Source organism: Agrococcus sp. UYP33, assembly GCF_054060915.1.
This window is the reverse complement of sequence record NZ_JBSSDR010000001.1, coordinates 55892-74703: the sequence shown is the minus strand read 5'-3', so window position 1 is coordinate 74703 and position 18812 is coordinate 55892. Positions and strand designations below refer to the sequence as shown.

Sequence of the window (18812 nt, the reverse complement as noted above, 5' to 3'; positions counted from 1 at the left end):
CGCCTCGCGGCCGGCGGATCCGGGGCCGCGACCGCCGAGGCCTTCGGCGGGGGCCGAGCTCGCGGACGACGTCGGGCCGGCGGAGAGGAGGGCGGCCTTGGCGTCGGCGCCCGGCTGCAGCGGCGCGCAGGCGGCGAGCAGGATCGCGCCCGCCGACATGACGGAGGTCGCGACGACGAGCCGCGTCCTGCGGCCGGGGGATGTGGGGGTGCGGTGCTGAGGGGTCATGGAGTGGTGTGGCCTTCCGGTTGCACGATGACCACCGCCGCCGACCGTCGGCGCATGGCGCCGGCAGGCTCGGACTTGCACAAGGTGGTGGTTGCCGCGGAGCTGCACGCAGGGCACGCTCACCGCTCGGTCGCTCATCCGACCCGGGCTCACGCTGCGTGCGATCCGGAGGGAGATGGGCTCCCGGTCCGCACGCGGCACGGCAACGATAACAGATTGATAACAGTGCTTGGCAAGCACGAAGTGCGATGGATCCATGGAACCGCCGGTGCGGCGCGCCGGTCGGAGCGCCGCCGCCCATACCCTCGACAGGCCATGATCCGCTTCGACGAGGTCTCGAAGACCTACTCCCGCAAGGCCCGCCCAGCCCTCGACGGCGTCTCCCTGGAGATCCTCAAGGGCGAGTTCGTCTTCCTCGTCGGCGCCTCGGGCTCCGGCAAGAGCACGCTCATCCGGATGGTGCTCCGCGAGGAGAGCCCGACGGAGGGCGAGGTGCACGTGCTCGGCCAGCGGCTCAAGGCGCTGCCCAGCCGGCGCGTGCCGTTCTTCCGCCGCAACCTCGGCGTCGTCTTCCAGGACTTCCGGCTGCTCAACAACAAGACGGTCTACGAGAACGTCGCCTTCACGCTGCAGGTCATCGGCAAGAGCCGCGGCTTCATCTCGGAGGCGGTGCCGGACGTGCTGAAGACCGTCGGGCTCGCGGGCAAGGCCAGCCGCCTGCCGCACGAGCTCTCGGGCGGCGAGCAGCAGCGCGTCGCGATCGCCCGCGCAGTCGTCAACCGGCCGCCGATCCTGCTCGCCGACGAGCCGACGGGCAACCTCGACCCGTCCACGAGCGCAGGCATCATGGCGCTGCTCGCCCGCATCAACGAGGGCGGCACGACCGTCGTCATGGCGACGCACGAGGCGTCGATCGTGAACGAGATGCAGAAGCGCGTCGTCGAGCTCGACGCCGGCGTCATCATGCGCGACGAGGCCTCCGGCAGCTACCGCAGGCAGCTCGCGTCGCACGCCGGGGAGGAGGTCGCATGAGGATCCAGCTCATCGCGAACGAGGTCTGGAACGGCCTGCGCCGCAACCTCTCGGTCGTCGTCTCGGTCGTGCTCGTCACGTTCATCTCGCTCTCGTTCGTGGGCGCGGCGATCCTGCTGCAGCAGCAGATCAACCAGATGAAGGGCTTCTGGTACGACCGCGCGCAGGTCGGGATCTACTTCTGCGGGCCGGTCGACGCGACCGACACCTGCACGCAGACGGCGGCGACCCCCGAGCAGATCGAGGCCGTGCGTAGCACCCTCTCGAGCGGCGCGATCGCGCCCTACGTCGCCGACGTGCAGTTCGAGGACCGGGAGCTCGCCTACCAGCACTTCATGGAGCAGTTCGGCGGCACGGCGAGCGCGGAGTTCGCGAGCCCGGAGACGATGAACGAGGCCCTCTGGGTGCGGCCGACCACGCCCCAGGACGCCGACCTCATCCGGGAGGCGACGACGGCGCTCCCGGGGGTGCTGGAGGTGCGCGATCAACGCGCGCTGCTGGAACCGATCTTCCAGGTGCTCAACACCGCGAGCCTGGCCGCGATCGGCGTCGCGGTGCTCATGCTCGTCGCGGCGGTGCTGCTGATCTCGACGACCATCCGCCTCTCCGCCTTCTCCCGGAAGCGCGAGCTCGGCATCATGCGGCTCGTGGGGGCGTCGAACCGCTTCATCCAGACGCCCTTCATCATCGAGGGGGTGGTGGCGGCGCTCATCGGGGCGGTGCTGGCCGCCGGCTCGGTCGTGGCGGTCGTCCACTTCGTGCTCCAGGGCTACGTGGCGCCGATGCTGCAGACCATCGCGATCGTCGGGCTCGACGACGCCCTCGTCGTCGCGCCCGTGCTCATCGGGATCGGCGTGCTGTTCGCCGGTGTGGCGGCGGCGGTCGCGATCCGCAGGTACCTCAAGATCTGATCCGGCTAGACTGGGCGGCTGCCCGGTGGTCGGGCACAGGATGCAGGAGCGAACCATGCCGCGCGAACAGGGCCAGAAGGTCGTGGCGCAGAACCGCAAGGCGCGCCACGACTACACGATCGAGGATCGCGTCGAGGCGGGCCTCGTGCTCACGGGCACCGAGGTGAAGTCGCTGCGCGCCGGCAGGGCGTCGCTCGTCGACGGCTACGCCTTCATCGAGTACGGCGAGGCCTGGCTCGACGCGGTGCACATCGCCGAGTACGGCCAGGGCACGTGGACGAACCATCCGCCCCGCCGGAAGCGCAAGCTGCTGCTGCACCGCGACGAGATCGACAAGCTGGCCGCCAAGGTCTCCCAGGGCGGCTACACGCTCGTGCCGCTCTCGCTCTACTTCTCGGACGGCCGGGCGAAGGTCGAGCTCGCCGTCGCGAAGGGCAAGAAGGAGTACGACAAGCGGCACGCGCTGCGGGAGCGGCAGGACAAGCGCGAGGCCGAGCGCGCCATGCGCACCCGCAACCGCCTGAATGAGTGAGCGCCGCCGAGTGAGCGCCGCCGTGAGCTGACCCCCGCGGTTCGACATTCGACCGCGCAGCCGCTTGGATGGGCACCGCCGGCAGGATTCACCCAGGGCCCTCCGGCGGAAGGCGAAATGCGAGTCGGCATCCTCACGTCCGGCGGCGACTGCCCCGGCCTCAACGCAGTCATCCGAGCCGCCGTGCTCACCGGCATGGTGCACCACGGCCTCGAGTTCGTGGGCATCCGCGACGGCTACCGCGGCCTCGTCGAGGGCGACGTCCGCGTGCTCAACCGGTCGTCGGTGCGCGGCACGTCGCGAATCGGCGGCACGATCCTCGGCACGAGCCGCACGAACCCCTACGAGGGCCCGAACGGCGGCGCGGCGAACGTCGCCAAGACACTCGAGCGGCTCGGCATCGACGCCGTCATGGCGATCGGCGGCGAGGGAACGCTCGCGGCGGCCAACCGGCTCGCCGACGACGGGCTGCCGGTCGTCGGCGTGCCGAAGACGATCGACAACGACCTCGACGCGACCGACTACACGTTCGGCTTCGACACCGCCGTGCAGATCGCGACGGAGGCGGGGGACCGGCTCCGCACGACCGGCGACTCGCACATGCGCTGCATGGTGCTCGAGGTCATGGGCCGGCACGTCGGGTGGATCGCCCTCCACACGGGCATCGCGACCGGCGCGCACGTCACGCTCATCCCGGAGCAGCCGCGCTCGATCGAGTGGATCTGCGAGTACGTGCAGTCGGTCTACGACCGCCGGCGCGCGCCGCTCGTGGTGGTCTCAGAGGGGTTCAAGCTCGAGGGCATGGATGAGGAGTACTCGCGCAAGGGCCTCGACGCCTACAACCGGCCGCGCCTCGGCGGGATCGGCGAGGTGCTCGCACCCATGATCGAGGAGCGCACCGGCATCGAGTCGCGCTCGACGGTGCTCGGCCACATCCAGCGCGGCGGCGCCCCGAGCGGCGCCGACCGCGTGCTCGCGACCCGGTTCGGGCTCGCCGCGATCGACGCCATCACCGCGAAGGCGTGGGGCACGATGGTGTCGCTGCGCGGCACCGAGATCGTGCGCGTGCCGATGTCGGATGCGCTCGGCGACCTCAAGCGCGTGCCCGACCACCGCTACCGCGAGGCGGAGCTGCTCTTCGGCTGAGGAGCCTTGCCGCGCAGCCCGCGGTCGCGATATGATGACGGGCTGGCCCAGCCAGCGCGCCGGAGCGATCCGGCCTTGACAACTCCACAGCGTGCGACTCGCACACCCAGCACGGGGATGATCGGTTTCGACATCGTCTCGGTTGCTGCGGGAAGCGGGTAGAGGATGCAGGGTCATCTCTTCAACGCCCCCTGCAAACCCATAGGTGCCAACGCAAAGCGCACCGACTTCGCCCTCGCTGCGTAAGCGAGCCTGAAGTCCGTCAGACCGGAGACGCCCTCGCTCCGGACCCTGGCGTCATCTTGAGGGCTTGCTGCGATGATGCGTCACAGGGCATCGCGGGACTTTTCCTGTGACTGGGCTCGTCGACCTAGGTGCTCAGGACAAAGGTCGGAGCCGAGCAGAACGCCTTCCCTGAGCTGCACCCGGAGAATCCGCACGATATGAGCGTTGGACGGGGGTTCGATTCCCCCCATCTCCACCATTCGGGCTGCGAGTCGCACGTTGTGAGAGTCCTCGCGCGAGGAGGTCGCCATGCCGTCGATGGACCAGGGCGCCTGGGTGCCCGGCACGGACGAGTACCGCTACGGCTTCCGATCGATCGCGAGCCTCCCGATCACGGGCGCCCCCGCCGACACCAACCTGGCTCGCTGGGCCATGCTGCACGACGGCACCGACTACCGCCTCTACGCGTTCCGCGGCAGCTCGAGCGACACGCTCTATCAGTTCGCCTGGAACGGCGCGTCCTACGAGTTCGGCCACCGGTCGATACCGACGCTGGCCCTCGCGGGCGCCCCCAGCGACGCGGATGCGTCGAGCATCCGGATGCTGCACAGCGGCGCGGCGTACCACGCGTACCTCCGCCGGCTCGGCGACCCGACCACGCTGTACCAGTTCATCTGGGAGCCGGGCACGACGACCTACCGCTGGGGGCCGCCGGGGTACTACCCGAGCCTGCCTGTCACGGGATTCCCCTTCGACACCGACTGGTCGCGGTGGAACATGCTGCACGACGGCAGCGCCTACCGCATCTACGCCTTCCGGCACGGCACGACCGACCGGATGTACCAGGGATCGTTCGACGCGGGCGCGGGCGCGTACCGCTACGCGCACGATTCGATCCCCGAGCTGCGGCTCACCGGGTACCCCGCCACGGGCGACCCGGGCCGCTCTGCGATGCTCCACGACGGCACCGACTACCGGCTGTACTTCCAGGTGCCCTGAGGTCGCTCCGCCGCCGCCGGCCCGGGTCGCGCCACCACTACGCTGGTGGTCCACCGACGCTGCGAGGAGGCAATGGCGTGAGCGAGTACCGCGTGACGGACCCGTACACGGGTCAGGTCGTGAAGGAGTTCCCGACCGCGACGGACGACGAGGTGCGCGCCGCCATCGAGCGCGCCCACGCCGCCTACGAGCCGTGGCGCTCGACGCCGCTCGCTGAGCGGGCGGCGGTCCTGGGGCGGGCGGCGGACGCGTTCGCGTCCCGCAGCCGTGAGCTCGCGGAGATCATCCGCACGGAGATGGGGAAGCCGCTCGCGCAGGGCGTGTTCGAGGCGGAGTTCTCGGGCGAGATCGTGCAGTACTACGCCGACAACGCGGAGGCGTTCCTCGCCGACGAGGTGCTGCAGGTGCGGTCCGGGGTGGATGCGCGGGTGCGGAAGTCGGCGCAGGGCGTGATCCTCGGGATCATGCCGTGGAACTTCCCCTACTACCAGGTGGCGCGGTTCGCGTTCCCGAACCTGATGCTCGGCAACACGGTGCTGCTGAAGCACGCGCCGCAGTGCCCGTGGTCGGCGACCGTGATCGCCGAGATCCTCGCCGAGGCGGGGCTGCCGGCGGGCGCGTACGAGAACATCTTCGCCACCAACGAGCAGATCGGCGACATCGTCATCCCCGATCCGCGGGTGCGGGGCGTGTCCCTCACCGGCTCCGAGCGGGCCGGCGCCGCGGTCGCGGAGATCGCCGGCCGGCACCTGAAGAAGGTGGTGCTGGAGCTGGGCGGCTCCGACCCGTTCATCGTCCTCTCCACCGACGACATGGACCAGGTCGTCGAGGCGGCGGTCGAGACGCGGATGGAGAACTCCGGCCAGTCCTGCAACGCCTCGAAGCGGTTCATCGTCATCGACGACCTCTACGACGAGTTCACCCAGAAGCTCGCCGCCGCGATCACCGCCCTCCCGGTCGGCGAGGCCGACGACGAGGACGCCCTCGTCGGCCCCCTCTCGTCGCAGGCCGCGGCCGACCGGCTGCGGGAGCAGACGGGCGCCGCGGTCGCGGAGGGCGCGCAGGTGCTCGCCGGCACCATCACCGCGACCGGTGACGCGCGCATCACGCCCGCGCTGCTGGGCGGCGTCACCGACGAGATGGACGCGTTCCGCGAGGAGCTGTTCGGCCCGGTCGGCACCGTCTACCGGGCGACGGACGTCGACGATGCGCTCCGGATCGCGAACGGCACCCCGTTCGGGCTCGGCGCACGCCTGTGGTGCACCGACCCGGAGCTCGCGGCCTCGGTCGCCGACCGCATCGACGCCGGCATGGTCTCCATCAACGGCGCCGGCTCCGAGGACTACGACATGCCCTTCGGCGGCACCAAGCGAAGCGGCTTCGGCCGCGAGCTCGGCCCCCACGGCATGGAGGAGTTCATGAACAAGAAGCTCATCGTCGGCTGACCAGCGGGCGCTCAGTCGAGCCAGCGTCGCAGCCGCGGCCGCACGGCCTTCGCCTGGGCGCGCGCCACCTCGCCCTCGAGCGCGGCTGCGGCGGCGAGCTCGCGCGCGTGGAGGAGCCCGTAGCTGAAGGCGTTGTCGCCGACGAGGTGCGCCCGCACGCCCAGCTCGCGCAGCGCCTCGCGCGCCACCACGGTGTCGTGCTGCTCGCCGAGCACCGACTGGACGCGCTTCGCCGCGCGCGCGAGCCGCTCGGCGGGTGTGCCGAACGCGGGCGCGAGCACCTCCGCCGCGTAGCGGGCGCGCTTCGCCGCCTTCCTGGCTTCGTGCAGCAGCCGATCGCGCGCCGCCGCGTCCGGCGCTGCGTCGGCCGCGGCGATCCGCCGGCGCATCCGCCGGTGCTCGCGGCGCATGCGCGACCGCAGCACGTCGGCCGTGGGGCGGGAGGCATCGGCGGTCCACGGCGGCGCCTCGGCGAAGCGCTCGAGGTCGTCCATGAGCACGAGGTAGCGCTCGGATCGCATCACCTCGAGCACCGCGGTCTGCGCCGAGCGGCGGCGGGCGCGGAGGTCGTCGTCGATCCGCTGCGCGACCGGACCCAGCACCAACTCGACGGGCTGCGCCGCGACGAGCTCCGCGAGGCGCCGCCGCTGCACCTCCGCGTCCCGCGCCTCGCCGAGCTCGCCGGCGATCCAGCGCAGCTCGCGTCGGATGCGCTCACCCGCGTCGCGGTCGAGGAGCGGCCGGAAGGTCGCGAGGATGCTGCGCAGCCGCCGCGCCGCGACGCGCATCCGGTGCACGCCCCCGTCGGCGTCGGCGCGCACGAGCGGGTCGTGGATGCGCAGCGCGTCCACCTGGGCGCGCAGCGCGGGCTGCAGCACCTCCCGCGCCTCGCTGTCCGGGCCGAGCGAGGGCGCAGGCTCCGACGCGGTCGCCGCTCGATCGTCGCCGAGCACCCGCGCGAGCTTCGACCGGCTCGACGCCGGCCTCGCGCCGGCCTCGCCGAGCAGCGCGATCGCGGCGTCGAGGAGGGCGGGATCGCCGTCGACGACCTCGACCTCCCACTCCCGCCAGGACATCGGCTCGCCGTCCGGCAGGGTGCGTGCGACGACGGTGTCGTCCGCGACCTCGACGAGCACGCGACCCTCTGCGTCGCGGAGCCGATGCGCGACCCGACGCGTGCGCAGCTCGGCGATCGGCCGCAGCGGCTCGTCGCGCACGAACAGCTGGGCGGCCTCGCGGAGCGCCGCGGGCACGCTCGTCCTCGCGCGACCGAGCGGCAGCCGCAGCTCGTCGCGGCCGTCGCCGCGCGCGGGCACCTTGAGGTGCCATCCGGCGTCGTCGCCGCCCGTCCGCCGCCGCAGCGAGATCCGCGCGGCCGCGAGCGCACCGCCCTCGGTGTCGAAGTAGGTCGCGGACAGCTGCTGCTCGACCGGCTCGTCGACGGCGGCGACCCCGTCGAGCCCGTCGAGCGGCGGCACGGCCGCATCGTCGGGAGCGTCGAGCTTGACCTCCACCTCGCGGTACCTCGTCGGCATGCGTCGGTTCTACACCCGGCGGCCGTCCGCGAGCCGTGCGCTCAGGCGCTCAGAGCACCGAGCCCACCATCGGCCGGCCCTCGGCCGCCCACTGCAGCGTGCCGCCCGCGACGTTGGCGGCATCCCGGCCCTGCTGCGCGAGGTAGGCGACCACCTGTCCGCTGCGCGCGCCGGAGCGGCAGATGACGGCGGCACCGTCGGGCACCTCATCGAGCCGCGCGACGACCTCGCTCATGGGGATGTGGATCGCGTCCACTGCGTGGCCCGCGTCCCACTCGTGCTGCTCGCGCACGTCGACGATGGGCATGGTCCCGACCTCGGCCGGCTGGATCTCGCGCATGGATTCCAGGCTAGCGCGAGCGAGGTCCGTGCCCGAGGATGGCAGGCATGGACGTGAGCACCTGCATCTGGTTCGACGGCCGCATCGAGGAGGCCGCGCGCTTCTACGTCTCGCTCGTGCCCGGGTCCGAGGTCGGGTCGATCAGCCGCTACCCGGAGGGCAGCGAGTTCCCCGGTGGGACACCGGGGGAGGCGCTCACGATCGACTTCACGCTCGCCGGCGTGCCCTACCAGCTGCTCAACGGCGGGCCGGAGTTCCCGCTCACCGAGGCGGTCTCGATCGCGCTGATCGTCGACGACCAGGATGAGGTCGACCGCGTGTGGGACGCGCTCATCGCCGATGGCGGTCAGGAGTCGCAGTGCGGCTGGTGCAAGGACCGGTTCGGGCTCTCGTGGCAGGTGGTGCCGCGGCGGTTCGTCGAACTCATGTCCGGCCCGAGCGCCGGCGCGGTCTCCGGTGCGCTCATGCGCATGCGGAAGATCGACATCGCCGAGCTCGAGGCGGCAGCGGCCGGGCGCTGAGCCGCGCTCGCGCGCGCGACGTCAGTCGGCGAGGCGCGCGAGCAGCCCGGCGTGCAGTGCGCCGTTCGTCGCGAGCGCGGAGCCGTGCCACGGCCCGATCTTGCCGCCGATCGACGTGAACGTGCCCCCGGCCTCCTCGATGACCGGCACGAGCGCCGCCATGTCGTAGGGCTTGAGGTCGAACTCCGCCACCGCGTCGATCGTGCCCTCGGCGAGCAGCATGTAGCTCCAGGCGTCGCCGTAGGACCGCGCGCGCCAGACGTCGCGCTGCAGCGCGACGAGGTCGTCCATCCTGCCCGCGCCGTCCCAGCCCTGGATGGAGTTGTACGAGAGCACGGCGTCCGACAGGTCGGCGACCTTCGACACGTGGATCTGCCGCGGCTCTGCCACGTCGGTCCACGCGCCCTGGCCCTGCGCGGCCCACCAGCGGCCGCCGAGCGCCGGCGCCGACACGACCCCGACGACCGGGTGGTGGTCGACGACGAGCGCGATGAGCGTCGCCCAGATGGGCGCGCCGCGCAGGTAGTGGGCGGTGCCGTCGATCGGGTCGATGATCCACTGGCGCTCCGCGTCGCCGGTCGAGCCGAACTCCTCGCCGAAGATGGCGTCGTCCGGTCGCTCCGCCTGCAGCATGTCGCGGATGCGCTGCTCGACCGCGCGGTCGGCGTCGGTGACGTGCGTGGTGTCGGCCTTCGTCGTCACCTGCAGGTCGCGCGCACCGAAGCGCGCCATGGCGATGGCGTCCGCGGCGTCGGCCATCCGCAGCGCGAGGTCGAGGTCGTCGTCGTATCGGGTCACGCGACCAGCGTACGACGGCGCGCGGAGGCCCCGCAGGGCGCGATCCCCGTCACTCCTGGTGCCGCTGCTCGCGGATCGCGACGAGCGTGCCGAGCAGCCGCTGCATCGAGTCGACCCTTCGCGCCTCGAGCCGACCCTCGGCGGCGGCGATCGACAGCTCGCAGTACTCCTCGTCGGCGAGGTGGGTGCAGCCGCGCGGGCAGTCCTCGGCGACCGCGGCGAGGTCGGGGAAGCCGCGCAGCACGCTCGCGGTCGCCACGTGGCCGAGCCCGAAGGAGCGCACGCCCGGGGTGTCGATGATCCAGCCGTCGCCGAGCTTGAACGACACGGTCGACGACGACGTGTGGCGGCCACGGCCGGTGACGGCATTGACGTGCCCGACCGCGCGCATCGCGCTCGGCACGAGCGCGTTCACGAGCGTGGACTTGCCGACGCCGGAGTGGCCGACCGCGACGGTCGTGTGGCCGTCGAGGCGCGCCCGCAGCGCCTCGACGGGCGGGTCGTCGATCGACGACCGCCACACCTCGATGTCGAGGCCCTCGAAGAGCGCGAGGAACGGCTCGGGGTCGGCGACGTCGGTCTTCGTGATGACCATGATCGGCGTGATGCCCGCGTCGAGCGCCGCGACGAGGTAGCGGTCGACGAGCCGCGGCCGCGGCTCGGGGTCGGCCGCCGCGACCACCATGAGCATGAGGTCGGCGTTCGCCACGATCACGCGCTCGACCACGTCGGTGTCGTCCGCCGACCGTCGCAGCACCGTGGTGCGCGGCTGGATGCGCACGATGCGCGCCAGCGTGCCGGTGTCGCCCGTCGCGTCGCCGACCGCGTCGACGCGGTCGCCCGCCACGATCGCCTGCTTGCGCAGCTCGCGCGCTCGCGCCGCCGTGACGATCGCCTCGTCGTCCTCGCCGATGCGCACCGCGAGCGTGTAGCGGCCGCGGTCGACGGCGGTGACGATGCCCGTGATCGCGCTCTCGTGCTCGGGCCGCTGCTTCGACCTCGGCCGGTTGGCCTTCGGGTTCGGCCGCTCGCGCACGCTCGACTCGTCGTAGTCCTCGTACGGGTCCTCGTAGTCGCCCAGCCAGCTCATGCGAGCATCGCCGCCCACAGCTCGGGGAACTCCGGGATCGTCTTGGCGGTCGCGCCGATGTCGTCGACCTCGACGCCCGGCACGCGCAGCCCGATCACGGCACCGGCGGTCGCGATGCGGTGGTCGGCGTAGGCGCCCCACGGGCCGCCGGTGAGCGGCGCCGGTTCGACGCGGATGCCGTCGGGCAGCGCGGTCGCCACCCCGCCGATCGCGACGATGTCGTCGACGAGCGCGCGGATGCGGTCGGTCTCGTGCCCGCGGATGTGCCCGATCCCGGTCACCTCGACGGGGGCGGAGGCGAGCGCGCCGAGCGCGACGATCGTGGGCGCGAGCTCGCCGGCCGCGCGGAGGTCGAGCGTCGCGCCGGGGATCTCGCCCCCGACCGCCTCGACCGTGAGCGTGCCGTCCGCGACGCGCGACGTCGCGCCGAAGGGCGCGAGCAGCTCGGGGAGCAGTCGGCCGACCTGCGTGGTCCGGGCGGGCCAGCCGTCGAGCACGACCCGGCCGCCGACGGCGACGACGGCGGCGAGGAACGGTGCCGCGTTCGAGAGGTCGGGTTCGATCTGCTCGTCGAGCGGTGCGATGGGCCCCGGCTCGACGCGCCAGGACGCGCCGTCGTCCGCGTCGGGCGAGCGCGCGTCGACGCCCCGCTGCCGCAGGGCCTCGAGCGTCATCTCGATGTGCGGGAGCGATGGCAGCCGGGCGCCGCGGTGGTGCAGGGTCAGCCCCTCGTCGAAGCGGGCCGCGACGAGCAGCAGCGCCGAGACGAACTGGCTGGACGCGCTCGCGTCGATCGTGAGCTCGCCGCCCCGCACGCGGCCGGCGCCGTGCACCGTGAACGGCAGGCGCGGCGCATCCGCCTCGACCTCGACGCCCAGCCCGCGGAGCGCCGCGATCGTCTGGTCCATCGGGCGCTCGCGCGCGTGCGGGTCGCCGTCGAAGGCGACCGGGCCGTCGCCGAGCGCCGCCATGATCGGCAGGAACCGCATCGCGGTGCCCGCGAGGCCGCAGTCGATGGCCGCGCCGCCGACGATCGGGCCCGGCGTCACGACGAGGTCGGGGCCGAACAGCCCGTCGCCGGGCGCCTCGCGGATGTCGGCGCCGAGCGCCCGCAGCCCCGCGGCCATGATCGACGCGTCGCGGCTCCGCAGCGGCCGGTGGAGCGTGCTCGGACCGTCGGCCAGGGCGGCCAGGAGCAGCGCGCGGTTCGTGAGGCTCTTCGAGCCGGGCAGCTGCACGCGCGCGTCGAGGCGGGCGGTCGCCGTCGGCGCGGTCCATGGGCGGGAATGATCTGGTGCGGGCATCGGTTGCAATCTATCGGTCACACGTCCAGCCGAGGAGGTGCCTGTGCCCACAGCCACACTCTCTGCCGACGGTCCGGCCGTCACCCGTTCGGCGACCGCCGCAGCGATGACCGCGACACTAGACTCGCCCGCGATGACAAGCGACCAGACCGACGCCGCGAAGCGCGACGACTTCGCCGAGCAGGCCATGCAGTACGCCGACCAGCTCTACGGCGCGGCGATGCGCATGACGCGCAACCCGGCAGACGCCGCCGACCTCGTGCAGGACACGCTGCTCAAGGCGTACGCGGCGTACGGCTCGTTCAAGCAGGGCACGAACCTGCGGGCGTGGCTGTACCGCATCCAGACCAACACCTACATCAACACCTATCGCAAGCAGCAGCGCCGGCCGTTCGAGGCACCGCTCGACGACCTCGAGGACTGGCAGGTCGGTGACGCCGAGTCGTTCACCGCGACCGCGTCGCGCAGCGCCGAGGCCGAGGCCATCCACCGGATGCCGTCCGGGATCGTTAAGGACGCCCTCCAGCAGGTGCCCGAGGACTTCCGCATGGCCGTCTACTGGGTCGACGTCGAGGGCCTCAGCTACGCCGAGACGGCGGAGGTCATGGAGTCGCCCGTCGGCACCGTGATGAGCCGCCTCCACCGCGGGCGCAAGCTGCTCCGCGGCCTGCTCGCCGACTACGCCAGGGAGCAGGGGATCGCCGTGCAGGGCACCACCGAGAAGGAGAAGAAGCCGTGACCGAGACCGGCAGCCTCGCACCCGAGGCGAAGAAGGATTGCACCGAGGCTCGAGCCGCGCTCGAGGAGTTCCTCCACAACGAGCTGTGCGCCGAGGACGCCGCCGACGTGCGCGCGCACCTCGCGACCTGCGACGAGTGCTCCGCAGAGCACCACGTGGGCGAGATGCTCACGGCGGCGCTGCAGGGCGCCTGCCGCGACCGCGCGCCCGAGGAGCTGCGGGCGAAGCTGCTCGCGAGCCTCCGCCAGGCGCGCGACCAGCACGCCTGACGGCAGCCTTCCCGCCGTGCGGCGGATCTGGTAGCCAGGGCGCATGACCGCCGCACCGGATCCGACCTCGCACGCCGCGCTCGCGCGGCGCATCCTCGATGCGAACGCCTACCTCACGCTCGCGACGGCCGACGCGGACGGCCGCCCGTGGGCGACGCCCGTCTGGTTCGCCGACCGCGACGGCCGCGAGTTCGTCTGGGTCTCGCGCACCGGGCGCCGGCACTCGCACAACATCGGCGTGCGACCGGAGGTCGCGCTCGCGGTATTCGACTCGACGACGCCGGTCGGCGACGCGACCGCGGTGTTCGCCGACGCGGTCGCCGGCATCGTCCCGGACGACGAGCTCCCCGACGCGCTCGCGACCTTCAACGCGAAGACCGTCGCCTCGGGCCGGCTGGCGTGGGAGCCGCAGCGCGTGACGGGGGAGTCGGCGCTGCGGCTCTACCGCGCGGTCGCCACCGAGGTGTGGATCATCGACGAGGACGAGCAGCGCGTGCCGGTGCGCTGATCGTCACGCCGCCAGCCGCGCGGGTGTATCCTCCGGCGCGTCCTGCACCGGGATCGACCCGGTGGTCGGCCGCTCGACGCCGTCGCCGAGGTAGCGCTCGGTGCCGGCCAGCGTGAGGAAGGCCGGGTAGGTCTCCTCGAGCGCGATCTCGCGGAAGAGGGCGATCGCCTCGCGGAACCGGTTGCCCTCGGCGAGGTCGAAGCCGGTCGCGAGCTCGTCGACGATCGACTCGCAGCGCTCGCGCGTGATCGTCCTGCCGTCCGAGGTCGACGACTCGTTGTGGATCCACTGCCACACCTGCGAGCGGGAGATCTCGGCCGTCGCGGCATCCTCCATGAGCGAGTGGATCGCGACCGCCCCGTGCCCGCGCAGCCACGCCTCCATGTAGCGGATGCCGATCTCGATGTTCGAGCGCAGCCCGCCGTCGGTGATCTCGCCGCGCGTCGTCGACAGGTCGATGAGCGCATCGCCGTCGACCGGCACGTCCTCCCTGGTGCGCTCGAGCTGGTGCGGTCGCTCGCCCAGCACCGAATCGAACGCGTCGCGGCACGTCGCGACGAGCCCCGGATGCGCCACCCAGGAGCCGTCGAAGCCGTCGGCCGCCTCGCGCGCCTTGTCGGTCGCGACCGCGGCGAGCGCGCGCCCCGTGGCCTCCGGGTCCCTTGCGCTCGGCACGAACGCGGCCATCCCGCCGATCGCGTGCGCGCCGCGCCGGTGGCATGCGCGCACGAGCTGCTCGGTGTAGGCGCGCATGAAGGGCGCCGTCATCGTCAGCTGCGAGCGGTCGGGCAGCACGAAGGCCGGGCCGCGCAGGCGGAACGCCTTGATCATCGAGAACAGGTAATCCCAGCGGCCGGCGTTGAGGCCCGCCGAGTGCTCGCGCAGCTCGAAGAGGATCTCCTCCATCTCGAACGCCGCCGTGATGGTCTCGATGAGCACGGTCGCACGGATGGTGCCCTGCGGGATGACGAGCAGCTGCTGCGCCACCACGAAGACCTCGTTCCACAGCCGCGCCTCGACGTGGCTCTCGAGCTTCGGCAGGTAGAAGTACGGGCCACGGCCGCGGGCGATGAGCTCGTCGGCGTTGTGGAAGACGTGCAGCCCGAAGTCGACGAGCGCGCCCGAGATGGGCGTGCCGTCGACGAGGATGCGGTGCTCGTCGAGGTGCCAGCCGCGCGGCCGGACGACGATCGTCGGCGTCGTCTCGGCGGTGACGCGGTACCGCTTGCCCTCCGGGCTCGTGAACGCGATCCGGTCGCGGATGGCGTCCTGCAGGTTGACCTGGCTCGCGATCACGTTCCGCCACAGCGGGCTCGACGCGTCCTCGCAGTCGGCGAGCCACACCGTCGCGCCCGAGTTCAGCGCGTTGATGGTCATCTTGCGCTCGATCGGACCGGTGATCTCGACGCGGCGGTCCTCGAGCCCGGGCGCGGGCGGCGCCACCCGCCAGCTGCCGTCCTCGCGGATGCGCCGGGTCGACTCCAGGAACCGCGGCGAGTCGCCGTCGGCGAAGGCCGCGCGGCGCTTCCGGCGGATCTGCAGCAGCTGCTGCCGCGTGGGCTCGAAGCGGTCGTGCAGCGCGAGCAGGAAGGCCAGCGCGTCCTCGGTGAGGACCCGGTCCTGGCCCTCGGCGGTGTCGGTGATGCGGATCCGGTCGTGCATGGTCGTGTCCTCTGCGGTCGGTGCTGATCGGGTTCAGTGGAACTGCTCGGACTCGGTCGAGCCCGCGAGCGCGAGCGTCCCCGAGGTCGGGTTGAGCGCCGTCGCGACGAGGTCGAACCAGCCGGTGCCGACCTCGCGCTGGTGCTTCGTGGCGGTGTAGCCGTGCGCCTCGGCAGCGAACTCGCGCTCCTGCAGGTCGACGTACGCCGTCATGTGCTGCTCGGCGTAGCCCTTCGCCAGGTCGAACATCGAGTGGTTGAGCGCGTGGAAGCCGGCGAGGGTGATGAACTGGAAGCGGAAGCCCATCGCGCCGAGCTCGCGCTGGAAGGCGGCGATCTGGTCGTCGTCGAGGTGCTTGCGCCAGTTGAACGACGGCGAGCAGTTGTAGGCCAGCAGCTGGTCGGGGAACGCCTCCTTGACGCCCTCGGCGAAGCGGCGGGCGACCGCGAGGTCGGGCTTGCCGGTCTCCATCCACAGCAGGTCGGCGTAGGGCGCATAGGCGCGGCCGCGGGCGATGCACGGCTCGATGCCGTTCCGCACCTCGTAGAAGCCCTCCGACGTGCGCTCGCCGGTGACGAACGGGCGGTCGCGCTCGTCGACGTCGCTCGTGAGCAGGCTCGCGGCCTCCGCGTCGGTGCGGGCGATGATGACGCTCGGCACGCCCTCGACGTCGGCGGCGAGCCGTGCGGCGTTCAGCGTGCGCACGTGCTGCTGCGTGGGGATGAGCACCTTGCCGCCCAGGTGGCCGCACTTCTTCTCGCTCGCGAGCTGGTCCTCCCAGTGCACGCCCGCCGCGCCGGCCGAGATCATGCTGCGCATGAGCTCGAAGGCGTTGAGCGGACCGCCGAAGCCGGCCTCCGCGTCGGCGACGATCGGCGCGAGCCAGTCGGCGACGGTCCGCCCGCCCTCGCTGCGCTCGATCTGGTCGGCGCGCTGCAGCGCGTTGTTGATGCGTCGGACGACCGCGGGCACCGAGTTCGACGGGTAGAGCGACTGGTCGGGGTAGGTCTGGCCCGACAGGTTGGCGTCGGCTGCGACCTGCCAGCCCGAGAGGTAGATCGCCTCGAGGCCGGCGCGCACCTGCTGCACCGCCTGGTTGCCTGTCAGCGCACCGAGCGCACGCACCGGCGCCTCGTGGGCGTGCAGCCGCTCGAAGAGCCGCTCGGCGCCACGGCGGGCGAGCGTGTGCTCCTCGACGACCGAGCCACGCAGGCGCACGACGTCGGCCGCGCTGTAGTCGCGCCGGATGCCGCTCCAGCGGGCGTCGGCCGCCCACTCGAGCTCGAGCTCCGCGGCCTCCGTCGCCAGCGCTGCGTCCTGCCGTGCGGTGCCGTGCGGAGTGGTCGTGGGCTGCTCGGTCATGGTGTCCTCCTGGGTCTCCGGGGTGGGTCTGCACCCACTGTGCGGGCAGGACCACGGCGCCGATCCGCATTCGCCCAGTGAAGTTCTGCATTCCTGCCACATGCCGCAGGAGTGGCGTAGGGTGCCCGCATGAGCAGCGACAACGGCACCACCGCCTCATGGGATCGCCCCGCCCGACCCGCGTCACCAGCGCCGCGCGTGGATGCGCTGCAGCTCGGGCGATCGCTCCGGCACGCGCGGAAGGCCGCTGGGCTGACGCTCGACGCGGTGCACGACGCGATCGGGCTCGCGCCCTCGCAGCTTTCGGGCTTCGAGACGGGCAAGCGCGAGGCTCGGTTCACGCAGCTGCAGCAGCTCGCGGCGCTCTACGGCGTCACGCTCGAGCGGCTGACGGGCACCGAGCCGCCCTCGCGCCGAGCCGAGCTCGAGCTGCGCCTCGAGCGCGCCATGCGGTCGTCGACGTGGCAGCAGAAGCGGCTCCCGACCATGCGCATCGGGCCGCGCACGCCCGACGACGTGCTCGAGACGATGCTCGCCCTCGTCGACGAGCTCGACCGGGCGGCCGAGGAGCGGGTCGCGACGCCCGAGGAGGCGCGGCGCGCCAACACGCAGCTGCGCGCCGAGATGCGCGCGCGCGACAACCACTTCCCCGAGATCGAGGCGGAGGCGGCGGCGATGCTCGCCCGTGTGGGCTACCAGTCGGGGCCGCTGTCGCAGCACCTCATCGCGGCGATCACCGAGCGGCTGGGCTTCAGCGTGCACCACGTGGGCGACCTGCCGCACTCGACCAGGTCGGTGACCGACCTGAAGCGCAAGCGCATCTACCTCTCGCGCTCGAGCCGCATCGACCACGACCCGCGCTCGGTGCTGCTGCAGGCGTTGGGCCACCACGTGCTGGGGCACTCGGTGCCGGCGGACTACGGCGGCTTCCTGCGGCAGCGCATCGAGACGAACTACTTCGCGGCGGCGCTCCTCATGCCCGAGCGCACCGCCGTCGACTTCCTCGGCGCGGCGAAGGCGGATCGGCAGCTCGCGGTCGAGGACCTCCGCGACGCCTTCGCGGTGTCGTACGAGACCGCGGCGCACCGGCTCACCAACCTCGCGACCGTGCACCTCGGCATCCCGCTCCACTTCCAGAAGGTGCACGAGTCGGGGATCATCTACAAGGCGTACGAGAACGACGGCGTCACGTTCCCCGCCGATCACACCGGCGCGATCGAGGGCCAGCCGGTGTGCAAGCGGTGGACGAGCCGCGAGGTCTTCGACGTCGCCGACAAGGTGAACGCCTTCGAGCAGTACACCGAGACGCCCGCCGGCACGTTCTGGTGCACGGCGATGACGGAGCGCAGCGCGGCGGGGGAGTTCTCGCTCTCGATCGGCGTGCCGTTCTCGCAGGCGAAGTGGTTCCGCGGCCGGGCGACGAAGGAGCGCTCGGTGTCGCGCTGCCCGGATCCGTCGTGCTGCCGCACGCCGCCCGCGGCGCTGGCCGAGGCGTGGTCGGGACAGGCGTGGCCGAGCGCCAGGGCGCACTCGCACCTGCTGGCGGCGCTGCCGCCCGGGGCGTTCCCGGGCGTCGACGAGACCGAGGTCTACAGCTTCCTCGCGTCGCGCGCCTAGCCCGACGTCGCGTCGCTAGGAGAGGGCGATCTGCGCCTGGAGCGCCGCGGCGTCCGCGTTCGCCGTGAGCTGTGCGAGCGCCCGCCGCAGGACGGTGCTCGAGGTGTGCGCCGTGTAGGGGAAGTAGACGACCTCGACCCCCACCTCGGCGAACTCGTGCTCGAGCCGCAGCCCCTTCTCGGTGCCGCGCCAGTCGTCGCCCTTGAAGAAGTGGGTGAAGCCCACCTCTCGCCAGGTGTCGAGCTTGTCGGGCACCGTCTCGACGTGCACCTCGTCGACCCATCGGACCGCTCGCACGATCTCGACGCGCTCGAGCGTCGGCACGATCGGCTCGATGCCCTTGACCTGCCGCAGCATCTCGTCGCTCACGACGCCGGCGATGAGCACATCGCAGCGCTCCCGTGCGTGCTTGAGGATGTTGAGGTGCCCGATGTGGAACAGGTCGAATGCCCCTGCGGCGTAGCCGATCCGTTGCGCCATCGCGCCACCCTCCTCCGACCGGCGTATGCAGCCCGGTTCGCGAACACTGTTACGAGCGTAGCGTCGAGT

The 18812-nt window shown here is 72.3% G+C and carries 19 protein-coding genes and 1 other RNA gene; 12 read left to right on the top strand and 8 right to left on the bottom strand.

The window, feature by feature from the left end; genetic code table 11:
* Positions 1 to 543: 543 nt before the first annotated feature.
* From ftsE to ACVWW9_RS00260, 7 genes are all read left to right on the top strand, one after another.
* Positions 544 to 1260: a cell division ATP-binding protein FtsE gene (gene ftsE / locus ACVWW9_RS00290; RefSeq protein WP_456513935.1), complete on the top strand. Its 717-nt coding sequence runs from the start codon at positions 544 to 546 to the stop codon at positions 1258 to 1260.
* A complete protein-coding gene (gene ftsX, locus ACVWW9_RS00285) occupies positions 1257 to 2171 on the top strand; it encodes a permease-like cell division protein FtsX (protein WP_123698265.1) in 915 nt (304 codons plus the stop codon). Before ftsE ends, ftsX begins: the two co-directional genes overlap by 4 nt.
* Before the next feature lie 55 nt (positions 2172 to 2226).
* Positions 2227 to 2703 (top strand): SsrA-binding protein SmpB, encoded by a 477-nt coding sequence (gene smpB / locus ACVWW9_RS00280; RefSeq protein WP_456513934.1) that lies wholly within the window; start codon positions 2227 to 2229, stop codon positions 2701 to 2703.
* Positions 2704 to 2820: 117 nt separating this feature from the next.
* A complete protein-coding gene (locus ACVWW9_RS00275; RefSeq protein WP_123698263.1) occupies positions 2821 to 3849 on the top strand; it encodes a 6-phosphofructokinase in 1029 nt (342 codons plus the stop codon).
* 113 nt (positions 3850 to 3962) lie between these two features.
* Positions 3963 to 4333: a transfer-messenger RNA gene (ssrA, locus tag ACVWW9_RS00270) on the top strand.
* A 50-nt stretch (positions 4334 to 4383) separates the two neighbouring features.
* On the top strand, positions 4384 to 5073 hold the full coding sequence (locus ACVWW9_RS00265) for a hypothetical protein (RefSeq protein ID WP_456513933.1): 690 nt from the start codon (positions 4384 to 4386) through the stop codon (positions 5071 to 5073).
* A 77-nt stretch (positions 5074 to 5150) separates the two neighbouring features.
* A complete protein-coding gene (locus ACVWW9_RS00260) occupies positions 5151 to 6518 on the top strand; it encodes an NAD-dependent succinate-semialdehyde dehydrogenase (RefSeq protein WP_456513932.1) in 1368 nt (455 codons plus the stop codon).
* An 11-nt stretch (positions 6519 to 6529) separates the two neighbouring features.
* Here the strand turns inward: ACVWW9_RS00260 and ACVWW9_RS00255 are convergent, their stop codons facing one another.
* Both ACVWW9_RS00255 and ACVWW9_RS00250 read right to left on the bottom strand, forming a co-directional pair.
* Positions 6530 to 8053 (bottom strand): CYTH and CHAD domain-containing protein, encoded by a 1524-nt coding sequence (locus ACVWW9_RS00255; RefSeq protein WP_456513931.1) that lies wholly within the window; start codon positions 8051 to 8053, stop codon positions 6530 to 6532.
* A 49-nt stretch (positions 8054 to 8102) separates the two neighbouring features.
* Positions 8103 to 8393 (bottom strand): rhodanese-like domain-containing protein, encoded by a 291-nt coding sequence (locus tag ACVWW9_RS00250; RefSeq protein ID WP_456513930.1) that lies wholly within the window; start codon positions 8391 to 8393, stop codon positions 8103 to 8105.
* A gap of 47 nt (positions 8394 to 8440) precedes the next feature.
* On the opposite strand from ACVWW9_RS00250, the gene ACVWW9_RS00245 reads away from it, so the two are divergent.
* Complete coding sequence (locus tag ACVWW9_RS00245; protein WP_456513929.1) at positions 8441 to 8914, top strand: VOC family protein; 474 nt, start codon at positions 8441 to 8443, stop codon at positions 8912 to 8914.
* Between the two features lie 21 nt (positions 8915 to 8935).
* On the opposite strand, the gene hisN is transcribed toward ACVWW9_RS00245, so the two are convergent.
* The 3 genes from hisN to aroA are packed head-to-tail and all read right to left on the bottom strand — an operon-like array spanning position 8936 to position 12106.
* A complete protein-coding gene (hisN, locus tag ACVWW9_RS00240; protein WP_456513928.1) occupies positions 8936 to 9712 on the bottom strand; it encodes a histidinol-phosphatase in 777 nt (258 codons plus the stop codon).
* Between the two features lie 49 nt (positions 9713 to 9761).
* Positions 9762 to 10802: a ribosome small subunit-dependent GTPase A gene (gene rsgA, locus ACVWW9_RS00235; RefSeq protein ID WP_123698625.1), complete on the bottom strand. Its 1041-nt coding sequence runs from the start codon at positions 10800 to 10802 to the stop codon at positions 9762 to 9764.
* Positions 10799 to 12106, bottom strand: coding sequence for a 3-phosphoshikimate 1-carboxyvinyltransferase (gene aroA, locus ACVWW9_RS00230; protein ID WP_456513927.1), 1308 nt, complete (start codon positions 12104 to 12106; stop codon positions 10799 to 10801). Before aroA ends, rsgA begins: the two co-directional genes overlap by 4 nt.
* Before the next feature lie 106 nt (positions 12107 to 12212).
* Between aroA and ACVWW9_RS00225 the strand changes: the two genes are divergently transcribed.
* From ACVWW9_RS00225 to ACVWW9_RS00215, 3 genes are read left to right on the top strand one after another with little or no spacing between them, the layout of a single operon-like run.
* Complete coding sequence (locus ACVWW9_RS00225; protein WP_456515386.1) at positions 12213 to 12845, top strand: sigma-70 family RNA polymerase sigma factor; 633 nt, start codon at positions 12213 to 12215, stop codon at positions 12843 to 12845.
* Entirely contained in the window at positions 12842 to 13114 is a 273-nt protein-coding gene (locus ACVWW9_RS00220; RefSeq protein WP_123698256.1) for a zf-HC2 domain-containing protein, read from the top strand. The genes ACVWW9_RS00225 and ACVWW9_RS00220 overlap by 4 nt, the downstream gene beginning before the upstream one ends.
* A gap of 43 nt (positions 13115 to 13157) precedes the next feature.
* Complete coding sequence (locus tag ACVWW9_RS00215) at positions 13158 to 13622, top strand: pyridoxamine 5'-phosphate oxidase family protein (RefSeq protein WP_456513926.1); 465 nt, start codon at positions 13158 to 13160, stop codon at positions 13620 to 13622.
* 3 nt (positions 13623 to 13625) lie between these two features.
* On the opposite strand, the gene aceB is transcribed toward ACVWW9_RS00215, so the two are convergent.
* Both aceB and aceA read right to left on the bottom strand, forming a co-directional pair.
* Positions 13626 to 15284 (bottom strand): malate synthase A, encoded by a 1659-nt coding sequence (gene aceB, locus ACVWW9_RS00210; protein ID WP_456513925.1) that lies wholly within the window; start codon positions 15282 to 15284, stop codon positions 13626 to 13628.
* A 33-nt stretch (positions 15285 to 15317) separates the two neighbouring features.
* Positions 15318 to 16646, bottom strand: a complete 1329-nt coding sequence (gene aceA, locus ACVWW9_RS00205; protein ID WP_456513924.1) for an isocitrate lyase — start codon at positions 16644 to 16646, stop codon at positions 15318 to 15320.
* A gap of 129 nt (positions 16647 to 16775) precedes the next feature.
* Here aceA and ACVWW9_RS00200 point away from each other — a divergent pair, with 129 nt between their 5' ends.
* Positions 16776 to 18263 carry a helix-turn-helix domain-containing protein gene (locus tag ACVWW9_RS00200; RefSeq protein WP_456513923.1) on the top strand — a complete coding sequence of 496 codons (1488 nt, stop codon included), beginning with the start codon at positions 16776 to 16778 and terminating at the stop codon, positions 18261 to 18263.
* A gap of 15 nt (positions 18264 to 18278) precedes the next feature.
* Here the strand turns inward: ACVWW9_RS00200 and ACVWW9_RS00195 are convergent, their stop codons facing one another.
* Positions 18279 to 18743, bottom strand: coding sequence for an adenylyltransferase/cytidyltransferase family protein (locus tag ACVWW9_RS00195; RefSeq protein WP_456513922.1), 465 nt, complete (start codon positions 18741 to 18743; stop codon positions 18279 to 18281).
* Between the last annotated feature and the right edge of the window lie 69 nt (positions 18744 to 18812).

What these genes read in the sequence shown, in the direction of transcription:
- ftsE (WP_456513935.1), top strand. Translation starts at nt 544, where the DNA reads ATGATCCGCTTCGACGAGGTCTCGAAGACCTACTCCCGCAAGGCCCGC.
- ftsX (WP_123698265.1), top strand. Translation starts at nt 1,257, where the DNA reads ATGAGGATCCAGCTCATCGCGAACGAGGTCTGGAACGGCCTGCGCCGC.
- smpB (WP_456513934.1), top strand. Translation starts at nt 2,227, where the DNA reads ATGCCGCGCGAACAGGGCCAGAAGGTCGTGGCGCAGAACCGCAAGGCG.
- ACVWW9_RS00275 (WP_123698263.1), top strand. Translation starts at nt 2,821, where the DNA reads ATGCGAGTCGGCATCCTCACGTCCGGCGGCGACTGCCCCGGCCTCAAC.
- ACVWW9_RS00265 (WP_456513933.1), top strand. Translation starts at nt 4,384, where the DNA reads ATGCCGTCGATGGACCAGGGCGCCTGGGTGCCCGGCACGGACGAGTAC.
- ACVWW9_RS00255 (WP_456513931.1), bottom strand. Translation starts at nt 8,053, where the DNA reads ATGCCGACGAGGTACCGCGAGGTGGAGGTCAAGCTCGACGCTCCCGAC.
- ACVWW9_RS00250 (WP_456513930.1), bottom strand. Translation starts at nt 8,393, where the DNA reads ATGCGCGAGATCCAGCCGGCCGAGGTCGGGACCATGCCCATCGTCGAC.
- ACVWW9_RS00245 (WP_456513929.1), top strand. Translation starts at nt 8,441, where the DNA reads ATGGACGTGAGCACCTGCATCTGGTTCGACGGCCGCATCGAGGAGGCC.
- rsgA (WP_123698625.1), bottom strand. Translation starts at nt 10,802, where the DNA reads ATGAGCTGGCTGGGCGACTACGAGGACCCGTACGAGGACTACGACGAG.
- aroA (WP_456513927.1), bottom strand. Translation starts at nt 12,106, where the DNA reads ATGCCCGCACCAGATCATTCCCGCCCATGGACCGCGCCGACGGCGACC.
- ACVWW9_RS00225 (WP_456515386.1), top strand. Translation starts at nt 12,213, where the DNA reads ATGACCGCGACACTAGACTCGCCCGCGATGACAAGCGACCAGACCGAC.
- ACVWW9_RS00215 (WP_456513926.1), top strand. Translation starts at nt 13,158, where the DNA reads ATGACCGCCGCACCGGATCCGACCTCGCACGCCGCGCTCGCGCGGCGC.
- aceB (WP_456513925.1), bottom strand. Translation starts at nt 15,284, where the DNA reads ATGCACGACCGGATCCGCATCACCGACACCGCCGAGGGCCAGGACCGG.
- aceA (WP_456513924.1), bottom strand. Translation starts at nt 16,646, where the DNA reads ATGACCGAGCAGCCCACGACCACTCCGCACGGCACCGCACGGCAGGAC.
- ACVWW9_RS00200 (WP_456513923.1), top strand. Translation starts at nt 16,776, where the DNA reads ATGAGCAGCGACAACGGCACCACCGCCTCATGGGATCGCCCCGCCCGA.
- ACVWW9_RS00195 (WP_456513922.1), bottom strand. Translation starts at nt 18,743, where the DNA reads ATGGCGCAACGGATCGGCTACGCCGCAGGGGCATTCGACCTGTTCCAC.